Below are 21,116 nucleotides of genomic sequence, written 5' to 3'. Positions count from 1 at the left end.
ACGCATAAAAAAGCAGATCAATCGATCTGCTCATTTCCAACACGTTGTCTAAATTTCTGACCCGCTCTAAACGTCACTACACGACGAGCAGAAATTGGAATTTCTTCGCCAGTCTTAGGATTTCGCCCAGGGCGTTCACGTTTATCACGCAATTCAAAATTACCGAATCCAGAAAGTTTGACTTGTTCACCCGCAATTAAGGCTTGGCTTATTTCATCAAAAAATAGCTCAACCATTTGCTTTGCTTCTCGGCGATTTAAGCTAGTAAGCTCACTTAAATGGTCCGCCATCTCTGCTTTTGTTAATGCTGTCATGAGGCCCTCAATGTCGCTTGGTAAGTGTCTTCCAACACTTGAATAATGTTATCCATACCAGATTTGATCTCAGCATCTTCAAGCGTACGAGTCGGATGCTGCCATAACAAAGCAAATGCTAATGAGCGCTTGCCCTGTTCAACCCCTTGCCCCGTATACACATCAAATAACCAAGTTGAGTCAAGTAACTCACCACCTGTTTGTTTGATTAACTGCTGAATATCTCTTACCTCAATCTTATCAGAGATTAAAAGCGCAATATCACGTCTAACCGATGGAAAACGTGATAATTCTGTAAAATTAGATACATAAGATTGCAAAACAGCCTGTTGATCCAATTCCGCAACCCAAGTAATGCCCAAATCAAGTGCATTTTCTAATGATGGATGCAAACGCCCTAAATATCCAATTGACTTGCCATCAACCAATACTTCAGCAGATTGACCAGGATGCAACCATTCTCTTTCGGTACGAATATAATCAACATTCACACGCCCAGCAGCTAAAATCTCTTCTACTTCACCTTTAAAGTCAAAAAAGTCCATCGCTTGCGGCTTGATATGCCAAGACTCAGGAGTCCGCGAGCCCACCGCAATCAATGCCAGTGTTGGAATCTGTTTAAGATCATGAATATCTTTTGCATTTTGATAATCAAAACGCAAACCTAATTCGAAGAAGCGTACACGTTGCTGTTGGCGGTTCAAATTATATTGAACACAAGGAATCAAGCTAGATAATAAAGTACTACGCATTGCCGCTAAATCACTAGAAATCGGATTAGCAAGCATTAAAGGTTGTACATTTGGATTTAACTGTTTTTCCAATTTTGCATCAGCAAAACTAAAACTAATCGCTTCTTGATAACCTAAAGTTGCAACAGTTTGACGAAGCTGCGCGACTTCGAAACGATCCTGATATTTTTCTAATTTCACATCAATTTTTGGCAAACTGATTTGAATGTTGTCATAACCGTGAATACGTGCAACTTCTTCAATCAGGTCTTGATAGATTGCCATATCATAACGATGTGATGGTGGAACAACACTCCACTCACCTTCAGCTTTAGTTTCCACCATACAACCCAAACGAGCTAATGCATCAGCAATAAACTCACCAGCAACTTCATAACCCAGCAACTGATCGACTTGTGATTGCTTCAGTGGAATTGCTTCTCGTTTTGGTAATAACTCAGCTTGCTCTGCTACTGTAATTGGGCCAAACTCTCCACCAGCAAAAGCCTGAATAAGCTCAGAAGCACGGTGCATTGCAATCATTGGTAACTCGAAGTCGACACCACGCTCATAACGTTGAGATGAGTCAGTATGCAAGCCAAAACGACGCGCACGACCAGCAATTGCTAAAGGTGCGAAGAAAGCACTTTCAAGGAAGATATCCTGCGTATCGTCTGTAACTGAGGAATCCAAGCCCCCCATAATTCCAGCGATTGCCAAAACTTTTTGCTGATCAGCAATGACCATAATGTCATCTTGTAATTCAACTTCTTGATCGTTGAGCAAGAGCAATTTTTCTTGAGGCTGTGCTTGGCGAACTTGAATTGTTCCTTCAATTTTTGCTAAATCAAAGGCATGCATCGGCTGACCCAACTCCAGCAATACATAGTTGGTCACATCAACCAAAATACTATGTGTGCGAATCCCTGAACGAGCGAGTGCTTGCTCCATCCATTCAGGTGTTTTAGCTTTAACATTTACATTTTTTACGATACGACCTAAATAGCGCGGTGTACCTTCAGTTGTGATATTAACGATTTTCTCATCAGCAATTGTTGCTGCTATTGATTGAATCTTAGGCTCATTTACATTCAATTGATTGATGACTGCAATTTCACGTGCAATACCACGAATACTAAAACAGTCACCACGGTTTGGCGTGATACTGATGTCAATCACATTGTCATCAAGTTTTAAATATTCACGAATATTCATGCCAACAGGTGCATCAGCAGAAAGCTCTAACAAACCATCAATCTTGTCTTCTAAATCAATTTCAGAAGCACCACATAGCATGCCTTGTGATTCAATACCACGAAGCTTGCCTTTCTTAATTTTGAAATCACCTGGTAGTACTGCACCGATAGTTGCAACAGGTGCCTTCATTCCTACACTGACATTTGGTGCACCACAAACAATTTGTAATGGATCACCAGAGCCAATATTTACCGTCGTAACACGTAAGCGATCTGCATCTGGGTGTTGTTCAACAGTGAGTACTTCTCCAATGACAACACCTGTAAATGGCTTTGCCACAGGTGCAAGTTCATCGACTTCCAGACCAAGCATGGTCAATTGATCAGAAAGGGTTTCGCTATCAATCGCTGGGTTCACCCATGTGCGTAACCAATTTTCACTAATTTTCATCTGTATAAACCTTATTTAATCCTGAAAAACTGTTAGGCAAACTGGCGTAAAAAACGCACATCATTTTGGTAGAACATACGTAAGTCATTGATGCCATAACGCAACATTGCAAAACGCTCTACCCCTAAACCAAAAGCAAAACCTTTGTATTTATCAGGATCAATACCAGAAGCACGAAGTACATTTGGATGTACCATGCCACAACCTAAAACTTCCAACCAACGACCGCGTTCATCCATAATATCCACCTCAGCACTTGGTTCAGTGAATGGGAAGTAAGATGGACGGAAACGCACTTTTAAATCTTTTTCGAAAAATTCATTCAGAAGATTAATCAATAGACCTTTTAGCTCAGCAAAGCTGGTGTTTTCAGCAACGTACAAACCTTCGATCTGATGGAACATCGGCGAATGCGTTTGATCCGAGTCACAACGATATACACGACCAGGACACACGATGCGAATTGGCGGCTGACTTGTCTCCATGGTACGAATTTGTACACCCGAGGTATGAGTACGAAGTAAATGCGTTGCATCGAAATAGAAAGTATCATGCATCGCGCGTGCTGGATGATGACCTGGAATATTTAAGGCTTCAAAGTTGTGATAATCATCTTCAACTTCTGGGCCATGTGCAACCTGAAAGCCTGCTTTGGTAAAGAATTGACAAATACGTTCCTGAACTTGAGTCACAGGATGGATGCTTCCCATACGCTGACCGCGACCAGGCAAAGTGATATCAATCGTTTCGCTTGCTAATTTTTTTGCCAACTCAGCTTGTTGTAGTGTCTGCTGACGTTCAGTCAAAGCAGCATTGATAGCTTCACGAACAGCATGAATCGCAGCACCTTGTACTTTGCGCTCTTCAGGATCCATTTTTCCTAATGCTTTAGACTGCTCTGCAAGCTGGCTTTTTTTCCCTGTAAATTGCACACGAACTTGGTCGAGTGCGGCAAGGTCTTGAGCCGCTGCAATGGCAGCAAGCGCTTCAGTGGTCAGGGCTTCCAGTGACATAGTAACTCTCAAAGCAACAAATTATAGAAATATAATAAAACGCTATAGTTTATCAGCTTTTTACCTAGTTTATGAAGATAAAGGACTGTTTAAATAGAGTACTTTTTAGCGTTAAACTTTATGCCCAAATGGACAACAAATACCCGTGGTGCAATAAATTTTCGCAAAAAAATAATCAATATCTGAATAAAATGTATAAGATACGAGTATCGTCAATGAGAAACAATAACGATGGCGCTTGATCAAATCTGGAAACAACAACTTACACTTGTTAGCTATGGCAATGAATTTCTTGCAGGAAATCTGAACTTTAATCGCTGGATCGAACATCCTATTTTCAGAAAAAACTGCTTAATCTTCAGAGATCTACTATCACAACATTTGCTGGCACAACATTTCCAAATTTGGCTTGAGGGTTTGAAAAAACAAGGGGTCAAAAAACTAAGCTTACATCTTTCTAGTATTCTCAACGACGAACAAAATCCGAATCCTAATGTCGAACTTCTACCATTTGCACATTTTATTGTAAGTCATCAAGCCAATAAAAAAACCGCTTGGATTTGCGGACATGAACTCGCTGAATGGTTTAACACTGATCAGGAATTTGAAACACCTTTTTCTCAAAAAAACACAATAAGAGAAGAGACATTTTGGCGCTATGAATTAAATGATAAATACGCTAAAAAAATCGATACTGATTTACAGAAAATCAATTGGAACGATGTCTCAAAATTTTTAGAGCGCGAATTATTCAATAGCAAATATGCGGAATACTTTTTAGAACCTGAACAACAAGATTTCCCATTTTATGGCTACGAAATAGATCATAATCAGCCTGATGAAACACTTTTAGCGTTGATCCCAACAGATTATCCAGCTGATTGTGCTCATCAATTATTACATCGAACACAAGCACTTATCGACCACTTAGAAGAACAAAAAAAGCACCCTTATACAGATTCTGGTGAACTCATTAGCCCTGAAGAACAAATCAATCTTCGTAATTTTTCACAGAAGGCTGAGGATTTATTCGCTAAATTAATCGTCAAAACAGCAAATCATTATCAGACGGCTCAACTTACCATGGATGAACCAGAGATCATCGACCGAACTATGGAAATCCCACAACAATTCAATGAAGCTCATCCACACAAGGTTGGAACTTCTAGCGTGATTAAATTAATTATTCTCACAGTCATTATTTGTTTGGTTGCTTATTATTTTGGGCTTTAATAAAAGCGTACAGCTTTTAATTATATTAAATTTCCCATTGATAAATTAGCTCCGTTATTCCTTCGCCGAACTCTGGAAGTTCGGCTTCTCCAATCAATTCAGCTCCAATCTTTTCATAAAAGAAACGACTAGGGTTCTTATTAAAAACCTCTAAACGAATAAACTGATATCTTTTCTGAACAACATAGTCGTACAAGCATTGAAACATTTCACGCCCAATACCTTGTTTTTGGATTTCCTGCAAAAGATAAAAAGCGCGAATTTCAGCTACATTATTTTCAGGATTTAAATATCCATCTAAAAAGCCCTTTATTTTTTGATCTTCAATATACACTAACAATTGATGGTCTAAACTTCTTGTGAGTGCTTGCCATAATATCAATTTTTCCTGTACATCTAATTGATCTAATATTTCTTGATTAAGAATACTTGAGTAAGTTTCTTTCCAACACAGCACGTGAATCTCAGCGATTTTAGCTGCATCTCCAAAGTTAGCTATGCGTATTTGACCTTTTCGATTGCTTTGCAATTCAACCTCCACAAAAAATTTGTTTAGCTAAGTGTTGATCACCAAACTTGCATATGAATGTTAAAGAAGCAAAAACTGTGCAAAGGCGAACTGATTATTAAGATAATTTTTCTAAATTTAAAAAAATTTAGCCATAAAAAATAGAGTTTTCACAATTTAAATCAAATACTTAAATTTAGAAATTTAAGCTACTTAGAGCAATGATTTACGGGTATAAAAAATAAATTATGGATGCTCCTATTCTTTTAGGAGATTTTATTGATCTCTCATTATTATCTATTACTAAATCCTAAAACCATAAAAAAGACCGCTAAAAAGCGGCCTTCTTTTGAATCTCTAAGCTTACGCAGCTAATGCGCCTTTAGCTTTTTCAGCTAAAGCAGCAAATGCTACTGCATCATGCATAGCGATGTCAGCTAATACGCGACGGTCGATGATCACTTGAGCTTTTTTCAAGCCATCGATCATACGGCTGTAAGACAAACCGTTTTGACGAGCACCAGCATTGATACGCGCAATCCATAAAGCACGGAATTGACGTTTCTTTTGACGGCGGTCACGGTAAGCGTATTGACCAGCTTTGATTACCGCTTGGAACGCTACGCGGTAAACGCGTGAACGAGCACCATAGTAACCTTTAGCGCGAGCAAGAATTTTTTTGTGACGACGATGAGCCACTACACCACGTTTTACACGAGCCATTTATAATCTCCTTAGATGTATGGGCACATAGCACGAACTGATGCAACGTCACTTACGTGAACCATTACACAACCGCGCAATTGACGGATACGCTTAGCAGATTTTTTGGTCAAAATGTGGCGCTTGAATGCTTGTTTGCGCTTGAAACCGTTTGCAGTCGCTTTGAAGCGTTTAGCTGCACCACGGCGAGTTTTTAACTTAGCCATAGTAACCTCTTTTAGGCACCTGTTCGGCGCGTTTGCACTATTGCAAATCGACCTGCAGGTAAGGAAGGCAGCATAATATAACATCTGCGAATAAAACAAAAGTAAAATGCTCATTTTTTGAGTAAGAGCAAGACTTTTACTCAAACGAAATTTTCCATCATTAATTCTCAAAATACGAGAAATTTACATTAATTACTTGCTTATAATAGCTTCAATTCCATCATAAACACTCGAAATGAATACACAACAAGATGCTTTTGCTGCATTGCGCTATCGAGATTTCTCTATCGTTACTTTGAATCAATTCTGCTTAACACTGGCAATTCTGATTCAAGAAATTATCGTTGCTTATTCACTGTATCAAATCACACGTGATCCACTCACATTAGGTTTTATCGGTTTAGCTGAAGCCATTCCATTTATTGCGCTTTCCTTATGGGGGGGTTATTTTGCAGATAAGCTCAATAAACAAACCATTATGAAGGTCTGTTTATTTTTTGCAGCACCATTGCCAATCGTGCTCTGGGCACTCTTCCATTTATATGGTTTAGAAAAGATTAGTGTCTCAACTTTGTCATGGGGAATTTACGCAGTCATTTTTGCATTAGGAACAATCCGAGGTTTCTACAACCCCTCAGCAACCTCTCTCAAACCATTTCTTATTCCACGTGAACTTTATGCGAATGGTGCAACATGGACGACGATTGGTTGGCAAAGTGGCGTGATTATCGGTCCAATGTTGGGTGGATTTATGCTGGCATTTCTTGGGCGAGAGACCAGCTTGTTCACAGTCACAGGCTTGTTAGCAACTTGTTTTATTCTGATTACCCAACTTCAAAAAAGAACTTTTCCAAAAATGGAAACTGAGAACGTTCTTCAAAGTCTGACAGACGGTTTTCGCTTTATTTGGAAAACCAAAATTGTCTTATGGGCCATATCATTAGATCTTATTTCAGTATTATTTGGAGGGGTAATTGCACTTCTGCCTATATTTGCTGAGGATATTTTAAAGGTTGGTCCAGAAGGATTGGGATATTTACGTGCTGCTCCATCAATTGGTGCGTTGTTAACAATGTTGGTTTTAACCAAATTTCCACCAACGCATCATGCTTGGCGAAATATGTTATTCGCTGTTGCTGGTTTTGGTATTTTTACTATTCTATTTGCATACTCAAATAACATTTGGCTATCTCTGTTTGCACTGGCAATGACGGGTGCATGTGATAGTGTTTCTGTTGTTGTTCGTCAAACCGTCTTACAGATTTTCCCGCCTGAGAATATGCGAGGTCGTGTTGCTGCGGTTAATGGCATGTTCGTTTCTTCAAGCAATGAACTCGGCGCTTTTGAATCTGGTTTAGCCGCTAAGTATATGGGAACCATAACTGCAACCATTTTTGGCGGATGTATGACACTTGCTGTGGTGACTTATTGTTGGTTCAAAACCAGTGATTTATTTAAAGTCGATATCACCAAAGGTTCGGATCATTAGAACACTTAGGGAAAGCCTGTAAGCTTTCCCTCCCCTCAGAAAACACCTAGATATAAAGCATATAATGTTAAATAACGCCCACCTTTGGCAATCGTAACGATCAGCAAAAAGCGCCAAAAGTTTTCTTTCATCAATCCTGCAATTAAAGTGATCGGATCTCCAACGACAGGTGTCCAGCTTAATAATAAAGAATAGAAACCATATTTATGATAAATCTGTTGTGCTTGTACTAAACGTTGTTCAGAAACAGGAAACCATTTTTTATCTTTAAAATGTTCAATTTTCAGCCCTAACCACCAGTTCACACATGAGCCTAATACATTGCCTACAGTCGCAACTAAAATCAAATAAAATGGATTAGAAAGCCCCTGCACCAGTAAAGTCATTAAGACTGCCTCTGACTGTAGAGGCAGTAATGTCGCTGCGCCAAAAGCAGAAATAAATAATAAAAGATAAGAGATCACGAAACTTTTGGCTCTGATTTAGATCGGACAATATAACTTAGGCTTGAATATAAAAATGGAACAATAAAAGCAATCCAAAATGCGGCATCAGATTTAATCATTTTCTGTAATATTGTTAATTGTATCTCACCCTCTGAAACAGCATTCCAATCAATCAACAGTGTGAGATCAACATAAAAAAGTAAGATAAGGTATAAAGCGAAAATGCCTCCACAAATACCTGTATGAAAAACAGAATGCTTTTCTTTGACTTGTAAAAGTGCAAATAGTGAAGCAAAAACAAAGCCTGTGCTTAAGATTAAAACAAGGACCATCAATTCAAAGTTATCTATCGCTAAAAAATAGCGCATTAGACTGCAACTCACTGCTACTACGATCAGTAATCCCATGAGAAGAGCCCAATGCTTAATATAATCATTAAACGCGGTAGTAATAATAAAGTTAAACTTTGATCGATAATGCTTTTTGAATAGCAGGACGTGCGGTCAAACGTTCAATATAGTCTTGAACATATGGATAATCCTCAAGCTGTATGCCTTGCCAATCGTAACGCAACGCCCACGGCAGGATAGCCATATCCGCAATAGAGTATTCACCAGCTACAAACTTTTGACCAATTAATTGTTTATTGAGCACACCATACAGACGTTTAGTTTCATTCACATAGCGCTCTATCGCATAAGGAATACGTTCAGGTGCAAATTTACTAAAATGATGATTCTGACCCAGCATCGGACCGAAACCACCCATTTGCCACATCAACCATTGCTCAACTTCAACACGTTCTTGTTCATCAGTTGGATAAAACAAACCTGTTTTACGACCTAAATATTGTAGAATTGCACCTGATTCAAATACTGAAATAGGTTCTCCACGCGGTCCATTTTGATCGACTATTGCAGGAATTTTATTATTTGGAGATATCCTAAGAAAATCGGGTTGAAACTGATCGTTTTCTAAAATATTAATCGGGAAAATCTGATAATCGAGTTTCATTTCTTCTAAAGCAATCGTTATTTTGTGCCCATTGGGAGTTCCCCAATAATATAAGTCAATCATTTATGTTGCCCTATTCATCGTTATTCTGACTGTTGTTGCGTTATAGCACAGTTCATAGTTATTGATCAGCAGCCTAGCACGAAAAGAAACAATAAAAAGTCTATGCAAAGAGTGATTTAAAAAATTGTGTCTGATTTTTCCAAGAATGCTTTTGCTTTTTCTCCAACAAATTTGCGACCAGCATTATTGCCATTAATCCACTCATCTACACTAAACAAATCAAACAACCCTACTTTCACTAAGGTTGGAATCGCTAAAGTAAGCTCATCTTCCACATCACCACGCGCACCCATGTTATACAAATGAATATTATGTAGCATTGTTGCGACAGTGCCTGTTTGTACACGACTACCATCCCTCAATCTGACTTGAGGTAGAGCTTCGCCTTCTTGCACGACTTTTTGATTAATTTCCGATAACTCATCAGTCCCATTGATAGTTGACATATATCCTCGCTTATCAATAATTCACTTTTCAACTAATTTTACAATATTGTACCTTTTATCATATTTGCTAGTTTTTTAATTTTTTCTATTAAGCAAGAAATTTTAGGCATAAAAAAGCACCGCCTATTGCGGTGCTTTTTTTAGAAAAATTACTTTTTCTTTTTCGGACCAAGTAACATGCCCATCTGACGACCTTCCATCTTCGGAGCTTGTTCTACTACACCAAACTCCGCAACGTCAGCTTCAATCTTTTGCAATTGAGCTAGACCAAGTTGCTGATGCGCCATCTCACGACCACGGAAACGTAAGGTAATTTTCACTTTATTTCCTTCTTCAAGGAAACGTAAAATTGCGCGCAATTTTACCTGATAATCACCTACATCCGTTGCTGGACGTAACTTGATTTCTTTCACTTGCACTTGATGCTGTTTTTTCTTCGCATCTTTTTGCTTTTGTTTCAAATCAAACAAGTGCTTGTTGTAGTCCATGATTTTACAAACAGGCGGTTCTGCATTAGCAACAATCTCAACAAGGTCAAGATTTGCTTCTTCAGCAGCACGTAATGCTTCAGTTAATGAAACGACACCTTTTTGTTCTCCATCTGCAGCAACAAGGCGTACTTCTTTTGCACGGATCTCGTCGTTAATCGCAGGACGGTTACTTTTAGCACCTTGTTGTTGGTTACGGTCAGGCTGTTTAATCTTTATTACTCCACAATGTACCGGCCACGTTCGGCTACGGCAGATTTCACTAGATCAATGAATGCATCCACTGACATAGTACCTAAATTTTTTCCTGAGCGAGTACGGACATTGACAGTTCCCTCTTCAACTTCTCGGTCACCAAGAACCAGAAGATAAGGAATACGCTCTAGGGTACGCTCACGAATCTTAAATCCGATTTTTTCATTTCTCAAGTCAGAAATAGCACGAAGACCATTTTCTTTGAGTTTTGCAACGACTTGCTCACTCGCCTCAGCTTGAGAATCAGTAATGTTCATAACACAAGCTTGAACTGGGGCAAGCCAAGGTGGCATGAAACCAGCGTAATGTTCAATTAGTATACCAATAAAACGCTCAAAACTACCAAGTATTGCACGATGCAGCATGACTGGTTGATCACGTTCGTTTTCTTCCGTCACATATGAAGCATCTAAACGAATAGGTAAATTGAAGTCACATTGGATTGTACCGCATTGCCACACACGACCTAAGCAATCTTTTAATGAAAATTCAATCTTCGGACCATAGAATGCACCTTCACCAGGTTGTAAGTCCCAAGCCAAGCCAGCATCATCTAAAGCATCAGCAAGAGATTTTTCTGCTAAATCCCAAAGCGCATCATCACCTACACGCTTTTCAGGACGTGTTGAAAGTTTCATTTGCACTTCTTCAAAGCCGAAGTCTTTATAAACATCTAAAGTCAGTTTAATAAAGTCTGCAACCTCTTTACCAATTTGCTCTTTGGTACAGAAAATATGTGCATCATCTTGGGTAAAGCCACGAACACGCATAATTCCGTGTAATGAACCAGATGGTTCGTTACGATGACATGAACCAAACTCCGCTAAACGGATTGGTAAATCACGGTATGATTTTAAGCCTTGATTGAACACTTGTACGTGACAAGGACAGTTCATCGGCTTTACTGCATAGCTACGACTTTCTGAATGAGTCGTAAACATGTTTTCAGCATAGTTCGCTGCATGTCCTGATTTCTCCCACAAAGTGAAATCAACAATTTGTGGTGTTTTAATTTCTTGGTAACCATTGTCTTGCTGAACTTTACGCATGTATTGCTCAAGCACTTGGTAGATTGTCCAACCATTCGCATGCCAGAACACCATACCAGGTGCTTCTTCTTGCATGTGGAATAAGTCCAAAGCTTTACCAATTTTACGATGGTCACGTTTTTCAGCTTCTTCAATACGTTTGATATAAGCTGCTAACTGTTTTTTATCAGCCCAAGCCGTACCATAGATACGTTGTAGCTGTTCATTCTTCGCATCACCACGCCAGTATGCACCAGAGATTTTAGTGAGTTTGAATGATTTTAAAAATTTAGTGTTTGGTACGTGCGGACCACGACACATATCCAAATAATCCTGATGGTAGTACAAGCCCATTTGTGTTTCATTTGGCATGTCTGCAATCAAGCGTAATTTGTATTCTTCACCGCGTGCTGTAAATTCTGCAATCACTTCATCACGTGGTGTCATTTTTTTGATGACATCATAGTCTTGATCGATGAGCTTTTTCATACGCTCTTCGATCGCCGCCATATCATCCAAAGTAAATGGGCGTGGCATCCAGATATCGTAATAGAAACCTTCTTCGATCACTGGGCCGATAACCATTTTCGCCTCAGGGAACAATTGCTTAACCGCATGTCCTACCAAGTGCGCACATGAGTGACGAATGATCTCTAGACCTTCTTCATCTTTCGGGGTAATAATCTGAACTGTCGCATCTTCTGTGATTAAATCACAAGCATCCACCAAACGATCATTGATACGGCCAGCAACTGTATTTTTTGCAAGACCTGGACCAATGCTTTGAGCAAGTTCCATCACGGAAATCGGATGATCAAATTGCTTTTGATCACCATTTGGTAAAGTAATGATTGGCATAATAAAATCCTTAAGGAGTGATGCCCTATACGAAGGAGCATATCACCGCGAGATTATGTATTGAGGAGGAATCCTCAAAAGATAAAAAACGGCGGATAAAAAAGTATTCAAGATTTTACACAGGTTTAGATAAGGATGAAACCTTTGATTCAGAAAAACCAAAATCATTCAGGCAACACTTCAGACTAAAGCCTAAATGAATTCCGTTTAACAACACACTATGTTGTTATAGATATATGAAAATAACAGAAATGGAGTACAGACACATGGTGAGTGCATATGATGAATTACCAAGAACCCCTGCAAATTTTGTCGCATTATCTCCTTTACGCTATTTAGAACGTGCTGCGTATATTTACCCTCATCAAGCAGCAATTATTCATGGTGCTCGTCAAATCACTTGGCAGCAAACCTATCAACGCTGTCGCCAGTTTGCACATCAACTCAGAAATCTAGGTATTCAAAAAAACGATACCGTTTCGGTACTGTTACCAAATGTCCCTGCAATGATCGAAGCTCATTTTGCAGTACCAATGGCAGGTGCTGTACTCAATACGTTGAATACTCGCTTGGATGCAAAAACTATTGCTTTCATGCTCACGCATGCGGAATCAAAAGTACTGCTTGTCGACCCTGAATTTAAAACCCTTGCAGAAGAAGCATTAACACTGATCAATCAAGATATTATTGTGATTGATGTATTTGATGAGGAATATGATGCTGAACAAATCGCACTTGGGCAGTACGAATATGAATCTTGGTTAGCTCAAGGTGATCCTGAATTTGAATGGTTACTCCCACAAGATGAATGGGATGCCATTAGTCTGAATTATACTTCTGGAACTACTGGCAATCCGAAAGGCGTGGTTTATCACCATCGTGGTGCTTACCTCAATGCGGCAAGTAATATCTTGGCCTGCGGTATGAAACCTCGTGCTGTTTATCTGTGGACATTACCGCTCTTCCATTGTAATGGTTGGTGTTTTGCTTGGTCTATTGCTGCTAGTGGCGGTACGAATATCTGTTTACGTCGTGTCGACCCTGCTCTGATCTTCAAATATATTTCTGAACACAAAGTCGATTATTTCTGCGGTGCCCCTATTGTGCTGTCTATGCTCATCAATGCCCCAGTAGATCAACGCACATCATTTGATCATCATGTCGAAGTGATGGTGGCTGGCGCAGCGCCTCCCGTTGCCATTATTGAAGGGATGCGAAATATAGGTATCAATGTCAATCATGTCTATGGTTTGACTGAAACTTACGGCCCGTCTGCCTTATGTGCTGCACAAGCAGGTTGGAGTGATTTATCTATCCAAGAGCAAGCTCAATTACATTCACGTCAAGGCGTTCCGTATCCATTACAAGACAGTATGCGTGTACTAGATCCTGAAACCATGCAGCCTGTACCCAATGATGGTGAAACCATGGGTGAGATTATGTTCCGTGGCAATATCGTGATGAAAGGTTATCTTAAAAACCCACAAGCCACCGAAGAGGCATTTAAAGGCGGTTGGTTCCATACAGGTGATTTAGCCGTATGTCATCCTGATGGATATGCGAAAATTACTGATCGCTCCAAAGATATTATTATTTCAGGTGGCGAAAATATCTCATCACTTGAAGTCGAAGATGTTCTTTATCGCCATCCAGCCGTTTTAACTGCTGCAGTCGTTGCAAAACCTGATCCACGCTGGCAAGAAGTTCCCTGTGCTTTTATTGAATTAAAGCAAGGTATCTCAGCTTCAGCAGAAGATATTATTCTGCATTGCCAGAAGGAACTGGCGCGCTTTAAGGTTCCGAAAGATGTGGTGATTACTGAGATTCCAAAAACATCAACAGGCAAATTACAAAAATTTATTTTAAGAGAATGGGCAAAAGAACGCGCGACAGGTGAGTTTGGAAACTAACTCTAAAATAAAAAAAGAAGTTTCATTTGAAACTTCTTTTTTGAATTAACCTTGATCCGATAACAGAGCGACTTGCTGGACATAATTCACAAATTTACGTTTTGATGCCTCAAGTTCTTCTTCACTTACTTGCTGCTTAATATCACGATGAATACGCAGAACATGTTGGCGTAAAGTGTGTCGTTCAGAGGCATTAAAAACCTTACTAAATTCATTGATGATTGGGTCACCTTGATCAATCATACGATCAACCCAACGCATCAATTGCATTTGCTTTTTAGCGCCTTGTTGAGGGGTAAGATAAGACAAAATGGTACTTTCATCTTCATTACGCAAGAGTTTACCGATTCGCTGAAACTGGCGACGACGTGCTTCAAAAGAGCTAATCTTTTGCACTTCAAGCAACGCATCAATCAAACGCTCATCAACAGGAAGTTTTTGAATCTGTTTTACATTTAATTGAGCCAATTGCTCACCTAAAGCTGCCATACGTTGCACAGCTTTTTTCTGTTCGGTTCTACTCGCACGTCCCTCTAATGATTCAAAATCCTCATCGGTATAACGCTGGGTACCACGTGCCACTATTACTCTGCCTCATAAAATTTTGCTGCGAACAGCGTTTGAATTTCTTCCAGTGCTTTATCTTCATCAGCACCGTCTATCACTAATCTTAAAGTCGTGCCTTTACCTGCACCTAACATCAACAATGACATAATATTCTTTGCATCAACCAATTTATCGCCTTTCCCAATTTGAATAGAAGAGCGAAACTTTGTGGTGACTTCGATGAGTTTACCAGAAGCACGTGCATGTAAGCCGAGTTTATTAATTACATCAATCGTTGTGTCTATCATGACCAGTGCTTCATTTCTCTATGTAAAATTTGGACAGCCCATTTTGCCTCAAGAGCCTTTTTGAGTCTATCCACAATATAAACGGAACGATGTTGCCCACCAGTACAACCCACGGATATGGTCATGTAATGGCGATGCCCTTCAGCAAAGGCAGGCAACCACTTTTCAAGAAAAGCATAAATATCAGCAAACATCTCATTGGTTTGCTGATTACTTTCTAAAAATTGACGGACTGGCTCATCTAAGCCAGACAGACGGCGTAATTCTAAATCCCAATGCGGGTTTGGTAAATGTCTTACGTCAAATACATAATCAGCATCTAAAGGAATTCCGTGCTTATAACCAAAAGATTGCAAGATCACAATCAAATTATCTGACTGACCTAATTTTGACAGTAAGATATGTTTTAAATCATGAACACTTTTATCTGTGGTATCAATATGCACTGTAGAGCGAAATTGTATCGGAATAAGCAGTTGCTTTTCTTCTTGGATACATTGCAACAGACTATTAAAACGGCTCGCTAAAGGATGTGGTCGTCGTGATGCACTGAAACGCGCTATCAAATCTTGATCTTGAGTCGTCAGATAAATAACATCAACCGAACCATGTCTTTTTAACTGCTCAAAGACATGATCAAACTCTTGCATATCTGCACGAGTGCTTCGGATATCAACACCTAAGGCAAGTTGCTCCAAATTATTCTCATGATCTAGTTTTGCCACAATCTCAGGCAATAATGCCAAAGGTAAGTTATCTATACAATAATAGCCGAGATCTTCAAGCACTTGTAACGCTGAAGATTTCCCTGAGCCTGACTGACCTGTAACGATAAGAATACGCTTCATGGCATTTTGCCCTTTTATTGTTTTATGTTTTATATTCGACTTGTAAATTATCAATCAATCGTGTCGAGCCAAGTTTTGCAGCAACAAACAGAACTAAGTTTTGAGTAAACTGTTCAATTGGCTGTAAATTTGGCTGTCGAGCCTCGACATAATCTACAACAAAACCTGCTTGAGTCAACTGATCCGAGATTGTGGCCAAAACCGCTGACAAGGCTTTACCCTCATGGAGATCTCGCTCAGCTTGTTTCAATAACTGATAAATCTTCGGTGCTGTTGCACGTTGCTCTTCAGCTAAATAACCATTACGAGAGCTTAAAGCCAAACCATCTTGAGCGCGAACAATTGGCACCCCAATCACTTCAAGTGGAATATTCAGGTCTTGAACTAATTGACGGATAACAGCAAGTTGCTGATAGTCTTTTTGCCCGAAAAATGCATAATCTGGCTGAACAATGTTAAATAATTTTGTCACGACAACCGCAACACCATCAAAATGTCCTGGGCGTGATTTACCACATAAATCGTCAGTAATCTGACCAACACTAATGTTAGTTAAACGTGGCTGTGAACCATACATTTGCTCAACAGAAGGCGCAAAAATAATATCGCAACCAACATCAGCCAATAAACGACTGTCTTGTTCTAGTGTACGCGGATAACTATCAAAATCTTCTCCAGCTCCAAACTGGATTGGATTAACAAAAATACTTACGACAACGACATCGCAAATCTTCTTTGCCTCACGAACTAAGGTCAAATGACCTTCATGCAAATTCCCCATGGTTGGTACGAAACCAATCATTTTTTTTGCAGCACGCGCAGGTGAAAGAGACGCAGTTAAGCCTTGAATTGTTGTTTCTGTTTTCATGAATTACAGCTCAACTTGGAAAGTATGTTCTTTAGCTGGGAAAGACTGATCTTGTACAGCAGCATGATAAGCTTTAAAAGCATCTAGGATTGCTGTTTCACCTGATTGTTCTTTCATAAAATTACGGACGAAACGTGCAACACGCCCAAATGTTAGCCCAAGCATATCCTGTACAACCAACACTTGACCATCGGTTTGATTACCTGCACCAATCCCAATCACAGGTGTGTTTGGAAATAATTCAGCAATTTCTTTACCGAGTTGTGCAGGTACGCATTCAAGCAATAAAACTGCTGCGCCAGCATCAACTACAGCTTGGCAGTCTGCAATCAATTGATCAGCTGCTTCACGTGTTCTCGCCTGTAGTTTATAACCGCCAAAAACATGTACAGACTGAGGTGTTAAACCCAAATGTACACAAACAGGAATACCATTACGTGTAAGCACTTGAACCAATTCACTTAACCATGCACCACCTTCGATCTTGACCATCTGCGCGCCAACTTGCATCACAGCTTTTGCACTTTTCAAACCATCTTCAAGTGTCGCATAACTCATAAATGGCAAATCAGTCATGATCAAAGCATGCGAATTACCGCGACGAACAGCAGCAGTATGGTAAGCCATATCTTCTACTGTTACAGGAAGGGTTGAGTCCCGTCCTTGTATCGCCATTCCGAGAGAATCACCGATTAAAATCGTATCGATTTCAGCCAGTTCCATTGCTTTAGCCATACTTGCATCGTAACAAGTTAGACATGAAAACTTGCGTCCTTCGGCTTTAAACTTTCTTAAGTCACTTAGACTAATCATGATGGTGTCCTCTACAGGCATTTCCAGAACAGACAAATCTTAAGCATTTGCCCAAGATTGATCTGCGATTACAGTCAAATTTGCTTGCTGTAAAAGTTCTAAATCTCTTAAAGAATGACCATTTATTTGTAAATGATCATCTAAATCTAATAATGGAATCACGACAAAATCACGCTCCAACACACCAACATGTGGCACGGTCAAACGCTCATTGTGTATCTGCTCTTGTCCATAAATCAGTAAATCCAGATCAAGAGTCCGCTCTCCCCAATGACGTAAACGAATACGTCCAGCATCTTTCTCAAACTGTTGCAATTGATCAAGCAAATCTAGTGGCGACAATTCTGTATCTAACTGAACCACAGCATTCAGATAATGAGGCTGATCTTGCGGTCCCATCGGTGGACTTTGATATAGTTTAGAGACTTGAACAGTACCCAAACTTGATAATTTCAAAACTGCTTCTGCAAGAATGTGTTTTGAGTCACCTAAGTTTGAACCTAAACCAATATAAGTACGAATCGTCATTGCGTCGGTCCAAAAACAACTTCTGCTAAATCACGTTTTACACGTTTACGTTTCAAAATCGGATGATCAGCATGAATTAAATTTGAATCAGTTGAAGCTTTCTCAATAAAACGATTGACCGAATCATCTGTTCTAACACGCTCTTTTTTAGCACGTCGATTTTTAGGTTCAGGTACATTCACCAAAGGTTCGATTTCAGTAGTCTTTGCATCATCAACTTCAGCAAGCTTACGTCTTGATTTTGTACGTTGGCGATTATATTGACGAATGACCGCTTCTTTTTGATCAATTGACATCTCTTGGTAGTTTTCCCACCAAACACCCATACCCTCTGTGCTTGTGTCACCAGACTTCTCACGAAGCAATAAGAAATCAAATCCTGCGCGAAAACGTGCATGACCTGCTAGGGCTTCTATTTGTTGCGGTTTTGGATTGAGCAAACGTGTCTGCATTTCCCAAACTTCACGAATAAAAGTTTCAGCAAAACGAGGAATAATAGTTCGAGTCGCTTGACGTTTTAAAACATCCAAACCTGCTTGTGCACGAGCCTCTGCAGGAACCATCCCTTTATTTAAATAAAAATCACATCGCTCTAAAAAAGGTTTCCATAACAATACCGCATAGAAAAATGCAGGATTAATGGTTTTGCCAATTTGAATACGCTGATCTGTATTTCTAGCTGCACGCTCAATAAAAGCAGTGATGTTCGGTGGAATTTCAGCAAACAATTGCTTCCAAACACCAAACTCAATCAACATCGGTAGAACACGGTTCAGGTGTCCCATCGTAAATAATTTTTGAGATTCATCATATAAACGATGCGGTGAGACATCACGCAACAATTGCGTCATCTCAGGATTAAATACATCTAAGATCGAAGAATCAATTTGAAAATTTAATTTTGCAGCAAAACGCAAGGCACGTAGCATTCTTACAGGATCTTCTTCGAAACGCTGTGCTGGCTCCCCAAGAAATCGTAATGTACGTGTTTTAATGTCATCAACTGCATGACAAAAATCTAGAACGATGGCTTTACGTGGTTGATAATATAAAGTGTTAATTGAGAAATCACGGCGAGCAAAGTCCTGCTCAATCGTTCCCCAGTTATTATCTCGTAAGATCATACCAGAAGCACTGGTTACTGCTTTTTTAGGCGGTGCGCGAAAGGTCGCAACTTCAATTAATTCTCGACCAGAATAAACATGTGCAAGCTCAAATCGTCGACCAATAATACGGCAACGTCGACCAAAAACCTCTTTAACTTGAGCTGGTGTAGCATTGGTAACTGCGTCAAAATCCTTAGGATTAAGACCAAGCATCATATCGCGAACACCACCACCGACGATATAAGCTTCATAACCTGCTTTAGTGAGGCTATCAATTACATCAAGAATTGAAGGTGGTAGTTGAGTTGTGGACAAACCACATTTTGACGCGCGCAAAGTTTGCAAAAGACACTGTCTCCTACGTCAGGACGTAAATAACATTTTGTCGCTAATCATAGCTCTAACACACACAAAGGGCAATTTATTCTGTTGAAGTTTCAACAGATCAATTGCTCAGATTAGCGACTTTTCCCTATTGAATCTTAAAGTATGAGCTTTGCTTTATTCTTCTCAAGCAGTTTTGGCCCGATTCCTTTTACATTCATTAATTCATCTATTGTTTTAAAACCACCCTTCTTTTGGCGGTATTCAATGATTGCTTGAGCTTTTTTCTGTCCCACTCCATTCAAAGTTTGTAACTGTTCTAGATTTGCCTGATTCAAACTAATTTTATCTGACTGAATATTTACAGAAGATGAAAGTTGTTTGGTGTTTTGCTGACTAGGTCTTGATAAATAGTAACTATTGTTGGGCTGTTTAGCTAACTGCTGGTCACGCGCTTGCTGTTGAGCTTTCCACTTTTCATAAGATTGATCAAATTGCTGCGCATAACCACTTGTATAACACCCAACCCATAGTAAAATCAGTATAAATAGATTATGTCTGCTGCGTGGCTGCGACAAAATCATGTGTTTTCCCCTCAGTTTTTAATTGTCGTTTTGCTTGCTCCCAGAGTTCATCCATTTCTGCCAAACTCATTTCTTGCAAGTCTTTATTTTGTCGTTGTGCTTGTTGTTCAATATAAGCAAAGCGGCTTCTAAATTTATAAATTGTTGCCAACAATGCCATCTCACTCGACTGCCCAAGTTTACGACCAACGTTGATCAAAGAAAATAGGCAGTCTCCGAATTCTTCTTGTATTTCATCATTTTTTTGATTTCTAATTGCTTGTTGCAACTCTCCCAACTCTTCTTCTAATTTCGCATAAGCATCAGCCACCGTTTCAAAATCAAAACCAAGTTGTGCTGCTTTCTTTTGAACCTCTTGTGCTTGAACCAAGGCTGGAGCATGTTTGATTTCATCTAATCTAGATACACTTTTATCTTTTTTTTCTTGTTGCTTAATTTGCTTCCACAATTCACTTACTTGGTCTGAACTCAAATCTTTAAACTGATCTGCTTGGAAAACATGTGGATGACGACGTATCAACTTTTCACTGATTGCAACTACCACATCGTTAAAATCAAATGCCCCTTTCTCACTAAACATTTGTGATTGAAACACCACTTGCAACAGCAAATCACCCAATTCATTTCGAATCTCATCAATATTGCCCTCACGTATGGCAGCTTCGACCTCATAAGCCTCTTCAATTGCATAACGAGTTAAACTTTCAGGTGTTTGTTGTTGATCCCATGGACATTTTTGTCTTAATTCCTGCATGATCTCTAATAATTTTTCCATGATGATCTCCTCAAACCTAAACCGCTAAATTGTTGCAGCATAAA

Annotated in this window: 24 protein-coding genes; 3 read left to right on the top strand and 21 right to left on the bottom strand. The window is 39.5% G+C overall.

Annotated elements, in window-relative coordinates; translation table 11 throughout:
* Positions 1 to 17: 17 nt before the first annotated feature.
* The 3 genes from H2677_RS03005 to pheS are packed head-to-tail and all read right to left on the bottom strand — an operon-like array spanning position 18 to position 3,705.
* A complete protein-coding gene (locus H2677_RS03005; protein WP_004664224.1) occupies positions 18 to 314 on the bottom strand; it encodes an integration host factor subunit alpha in 297 nt (98 codons plus the stop codon).
* Complete coding sequence (gene pheT, locus H2677_RS03000) at positions 311 to 2,692, bottom strand: phenylalanine--tRNA ligase subunit beta (RefSeq protein WP_212639118.1); 2,382 nt, start codon at positions 2,690 to 2,692, stop codon at positions 311 to 313. Before pheT ends, H2677_RS03005 begins: the two co-directional genes overlap by 4 nt.
* 32 nt (positions 2,693 to 2,724) lie before the next feature.
* A complete protein-coding gene (pheS, locus tag H2677_RS02995; RefSeq protein WP_004955712.1) occupies positions 2,725 to 3,705 on the bottom strand; it encodes a phenylalanine--tRNA ligase subunit alpha in 981 nt (326 codons plus the stop codon).
* A gap of 231 nt (positions 3,706 to 3,936) precedes the next feature.
* On the opposite strand from pheS, the gene H2677_RS02990 reads away from it, so the two are divergent.
* Positions 3,937 to 4,938: a hypothetical protein gene (locus H2677_RS02990; RefSeq protein ID WP_212639117.1), complete on the top strand. Its 1,002-nt coding sequence runs from the start codon at positions 3,937 to 3,939 to the stop codon at positions 4,936 to 4,938.
* Positions 4,939 to 4,963: 25 nt separating this feature from the next.
* Here the strand turns inward: H2677_RS02990 and H2677_RS02985 are convergent, their stop codons facing one another.
* From H2677_RS02985 to rpmI, 3 genes are all read right to left on the bottom strand, one after another.
* Complete coding sequence (locus H2677_RS02985) at positions 4,964 to 5,467, bottom strand: GNAT family N-acetyltransferase (RefSeq protein WP_212639116.1); 504 nt, start codon at positions 5,465 to 5,467, stop codon at positions 4,964 to 4,966.
* Between the two features lie 342 nt (positions 5,468 to 5,809).
* Entirely contained in the window at positions 5,810 to 6,169 is a 360-nt protein-coding gene (gene rplT / locus H2677_RS02980) for a 50S ribosomal protein L20 (RefSeq protein ID WP_000124858.1), read from the bottom strand.
* Between the two features lie 11 nt (positions 6,170 to 6,180).
* Positions 6,181 to 6,375, bottom strand: a complete 195-nt coding sequence (gene rpmI / locus H2677_RS02975) for a 50S ribosomal protein L35 (protein ID WP_004637967.1) — start codon at positions 6,373 to 6,375, stop codon at positions 6,181 to 6,183.
* 235 nt (positions 6,376 to 6,610) lie between these two features.
* On the opposite strand from rpmI, the gene H2677_RS02970 reads away from it, so the two are divergent.
* Positions 6,611 to 7,864, top strand: a complete 1,254-nt coding sequence (locus H2677_RS02970) for an MFS transporter (protein ID WP_212639115.1) — start codon at positions 6,611 to 6,613, stop codon at positions 7,862 to 7,864.
* 35 nt (positions 7,865 to 7,899) lie between these two features.
* Here the strand turns inward: H2677_RS02970 and H2677_RS02965 are convergent, their stop codons facing one another.
* The 6 genes from H2677_RS02965 to thrS all read right to left on the bottom strand — a co-directional run bounded on the left by H2677_RS02965 (position 7,900) and on the right by thrS (position 12,462).
* On the bottom strand, positions 7,900 to 8,325 hold the full coding sequence (locus H2677_RS02965; RefSeq protein ID WP_042891713.1) for a YqaA family protein: 426 nt from the start codon (positions 8,323 to 8,325) through the stop codon (positions 7,900 to 7,902).
* Positions 8,325 to 8,678 carry a hypothetical protein gene (locus H2677_RS02960; protein WP_212639114.1) on the bottom strand — a complete coding sequence of 118 codons (354 nt, stop codon included), beginning with the start codon at positions 8,676 to 8,678 and terminating at the stop codon, positions 8,325 to 8,327. The genes H2677_RS02965 and H2677_RS02960 overlap by 1 nt, the downstream gene beginning before the upstream one ends.
* Positions 8,679 to 8,769: 91 nt before the next feature.
* Positions 8,770 to 9,387 (bottom strand): glutathione S-transferase N-terminal domain-containing protein, encoded by a 618-nt coding sequence (locus H2677_RS02955; RefSeq protein ID WP_004906725.1) that lies wholly within the window; start codon positions 9,385 to 9,387, stop codon positions 8,770 to 8,772.
* 116 nt (positions 9,388 to 9,503) lie between these two features.
* Complete coding sequence (locus tag H2677_RS02950) at positions 9,504 to 9,833, bottom strand: DUF7709 family protein (protein ID WP_212639113.1); 330 nt, start codon at positions 9,831 to 9,833, stop codon at positions 9,504 to 9,506.
* Between the two features lie 149 nt (positions 9,834 to 9,982).
* Positions 9,983 to 10,534: a translation initiation factor IF-3 gene (gene infC, locus H2677_RS02945; RefSeq protein ID WP_075696111.1), complete on the bottom strand. Its 552-nt coding sequence runs from the start codon at positions 10,532 to 10,534 to the stop codon at positions 9,983 to 9,985.
* A 5-nt stretch (positions 10,535 to 10,539) separates the two neighbouring features.
* Entirely contained in the window at positions 10,540 to 12,462 is a 1,923-nt protein-coding gene (gene thrS / locus H2677_RS02940) for a threonine--tRNA ligase (protein WP_212639112.1), read from the bottom strand.
* 266 nt (positions 12,463 to 12,728) lie between these two features.
* On the opposite strand from thrS, the gene H2677_RS02935 reads away from it, so the two are divergent.
* Positions 12,729 to 14,372, top strand: coding sequence for an acyl-CoA synthetase (locus H2677_RS02935; protein WP_099948114.1), 1,644 nt, complete (start codon positions 12,729 to 12,731; stop codon positions 14,370 to 14,372).
* Between the two features lie 45 nt (positions 14,373 to 14,417).
* Here H2677_RS02935 and yjgA read toward each other — a convergent pair whose 3' ends face one another.
* The 9 genes from yjgA to mazG all read right to left on the bottom strand — a co-directional run bounded on the left by yjgA (position 14,418) and on the right by mazG (position 21,072).
* Positions 14,418 to 14,954, bottom strand: a complete 537-nt coding sequence (gene yjgA, locus H2677_RS02930; protein WP_004955693.1) for a ribosome biogenesis factor YjgA — start codon at positions 14,952 to 14,954, stop codon at positions 14,418 to 14,420.
* 2 nt (positions 14,955 to 14,956) lie between these two features.
* The gene (locus H2677_RS02925; RefSeq protein WP_004637957.1) at positions 14,957 to 15,226 is read right to left on the bottom strand and encodes an HPr family phosphocarrier protein; all 270 of its coding nucleotides are present in this window, start codon (positions 15,224 to 15,226) and stop codon (positions 14,957 to 14,959) included.
* Positions 15,223 to 16,074: an RNase adapter RapZ gene (gene rapZ, locus H2677_RS02920; protein ID WP_004906708.1), complete on the bottom strand. Its 852-nt coding sequence runs from the start codon at positions 16,072 to 16,074 to the stop codon at positions 15,223 to 15,225. The genes H2677_RS02925 and rapZ overlap by 4 nt, the downstream gene beginning before the upstream one ends.
* A gap of 22 nt (positions 16,075 to 16,096) precedes the next feature.
* Complete coding sequence (panC, locus tag H2677_RS02915) at positions 16,097 to 16,942, bottom strand: pantoate--beta-alanine ligase (RefSeq protein WP_212639111.1); 846 nt, start codon at positions 16,940 to 16,942, stop codon at positions 16,097 to 16,099.
* Positions 16,943 to 16,945: 3 nt separating this feature from the next.
* Positions 16,946 to 17,755: a 3-methyl-2-oxobutanoate hydroxymethyltransferase gene (gene panB, locus H2677_RS02910; protein ID WP_004906704.1), complete on the bottom strand. Its 810-nt coding sequence runs from the start codon at positions 17,753 to 17,755 to the stop codon at positions 16,946 to 16,948.
* A gap of 39 nt (positions 17,756 to 17,794) precedes the next feature.
* A complete protein-coding gene (gene folK / locus H2677_RS02905) occupies positions 17,795 to 18,283 on the bottom strand; it encodes a 2-amino-4-hydroxy-6-hydroxymethyldihydropteridine diphosphokinase (RefSeq protein WP_004960709.1) in 489 nt (162 codons plus the stop codon).
* Positions 18,280 to 19,734 carry a polynucleotide adenylyltransferase PcnB gene (gene pcnB, locus H2677_RS02900; RefSeq protein WP_212639110.1) on the bottom strand — a complete coding sequence of 485 codons (1,455 nt, stop codon included), beginning with the start codon at positions 19,732 to 19,734 and terminating at the stop codon, positions 18,280 to 18,282. Before pcnB ends, folK begins: the two co-directional genes overlap by 4 nt.
* Before the next feature lie 137 nt (positions 19,735 to 19,871).
* Positions 19,872 to 20,297 (bottom strand): ComEA family DNA-binding protein, encoded by a 426-nt coding sequence (locus H2677_RS02895; protein WP_075696109.1) that lies wholly within the window; start codon positions 20,295 to 20,297, stop codon positions 19,872 to 19,874.
* Complete coding sequence (gene mazG, locus H2677_RS02890; protein ID WP_212639109.1) at positions 20,266 to 21,072, bottom strand: nucleoside triphosphate pyrophosphohydrolase; 807 nt, start codon at positions 21,070 to 21,072, stop codon at positions 20,266 to 20,268. Before mazG ends, H2677_RS02895 begins: the two co-directional genes overlap by 32 nt.
* Positions 21,073 to 21,116: the final 44 nt, after the last annotated feature.

This window comes from Acinetobacter junii, assembly GCF_018336855.1.
GTDB lineage: Bacteria > Pseudomonadota > Gammaproteobacteria > Pseudomonadales > Moraxellaceae > Acinetobacter > Acinetobacter junii.
The sequence above is the reverse complement of the archived record's forward strand: the minus strand, read 5'-3'. Positions and strand labels throughout refer to the sequence as shown.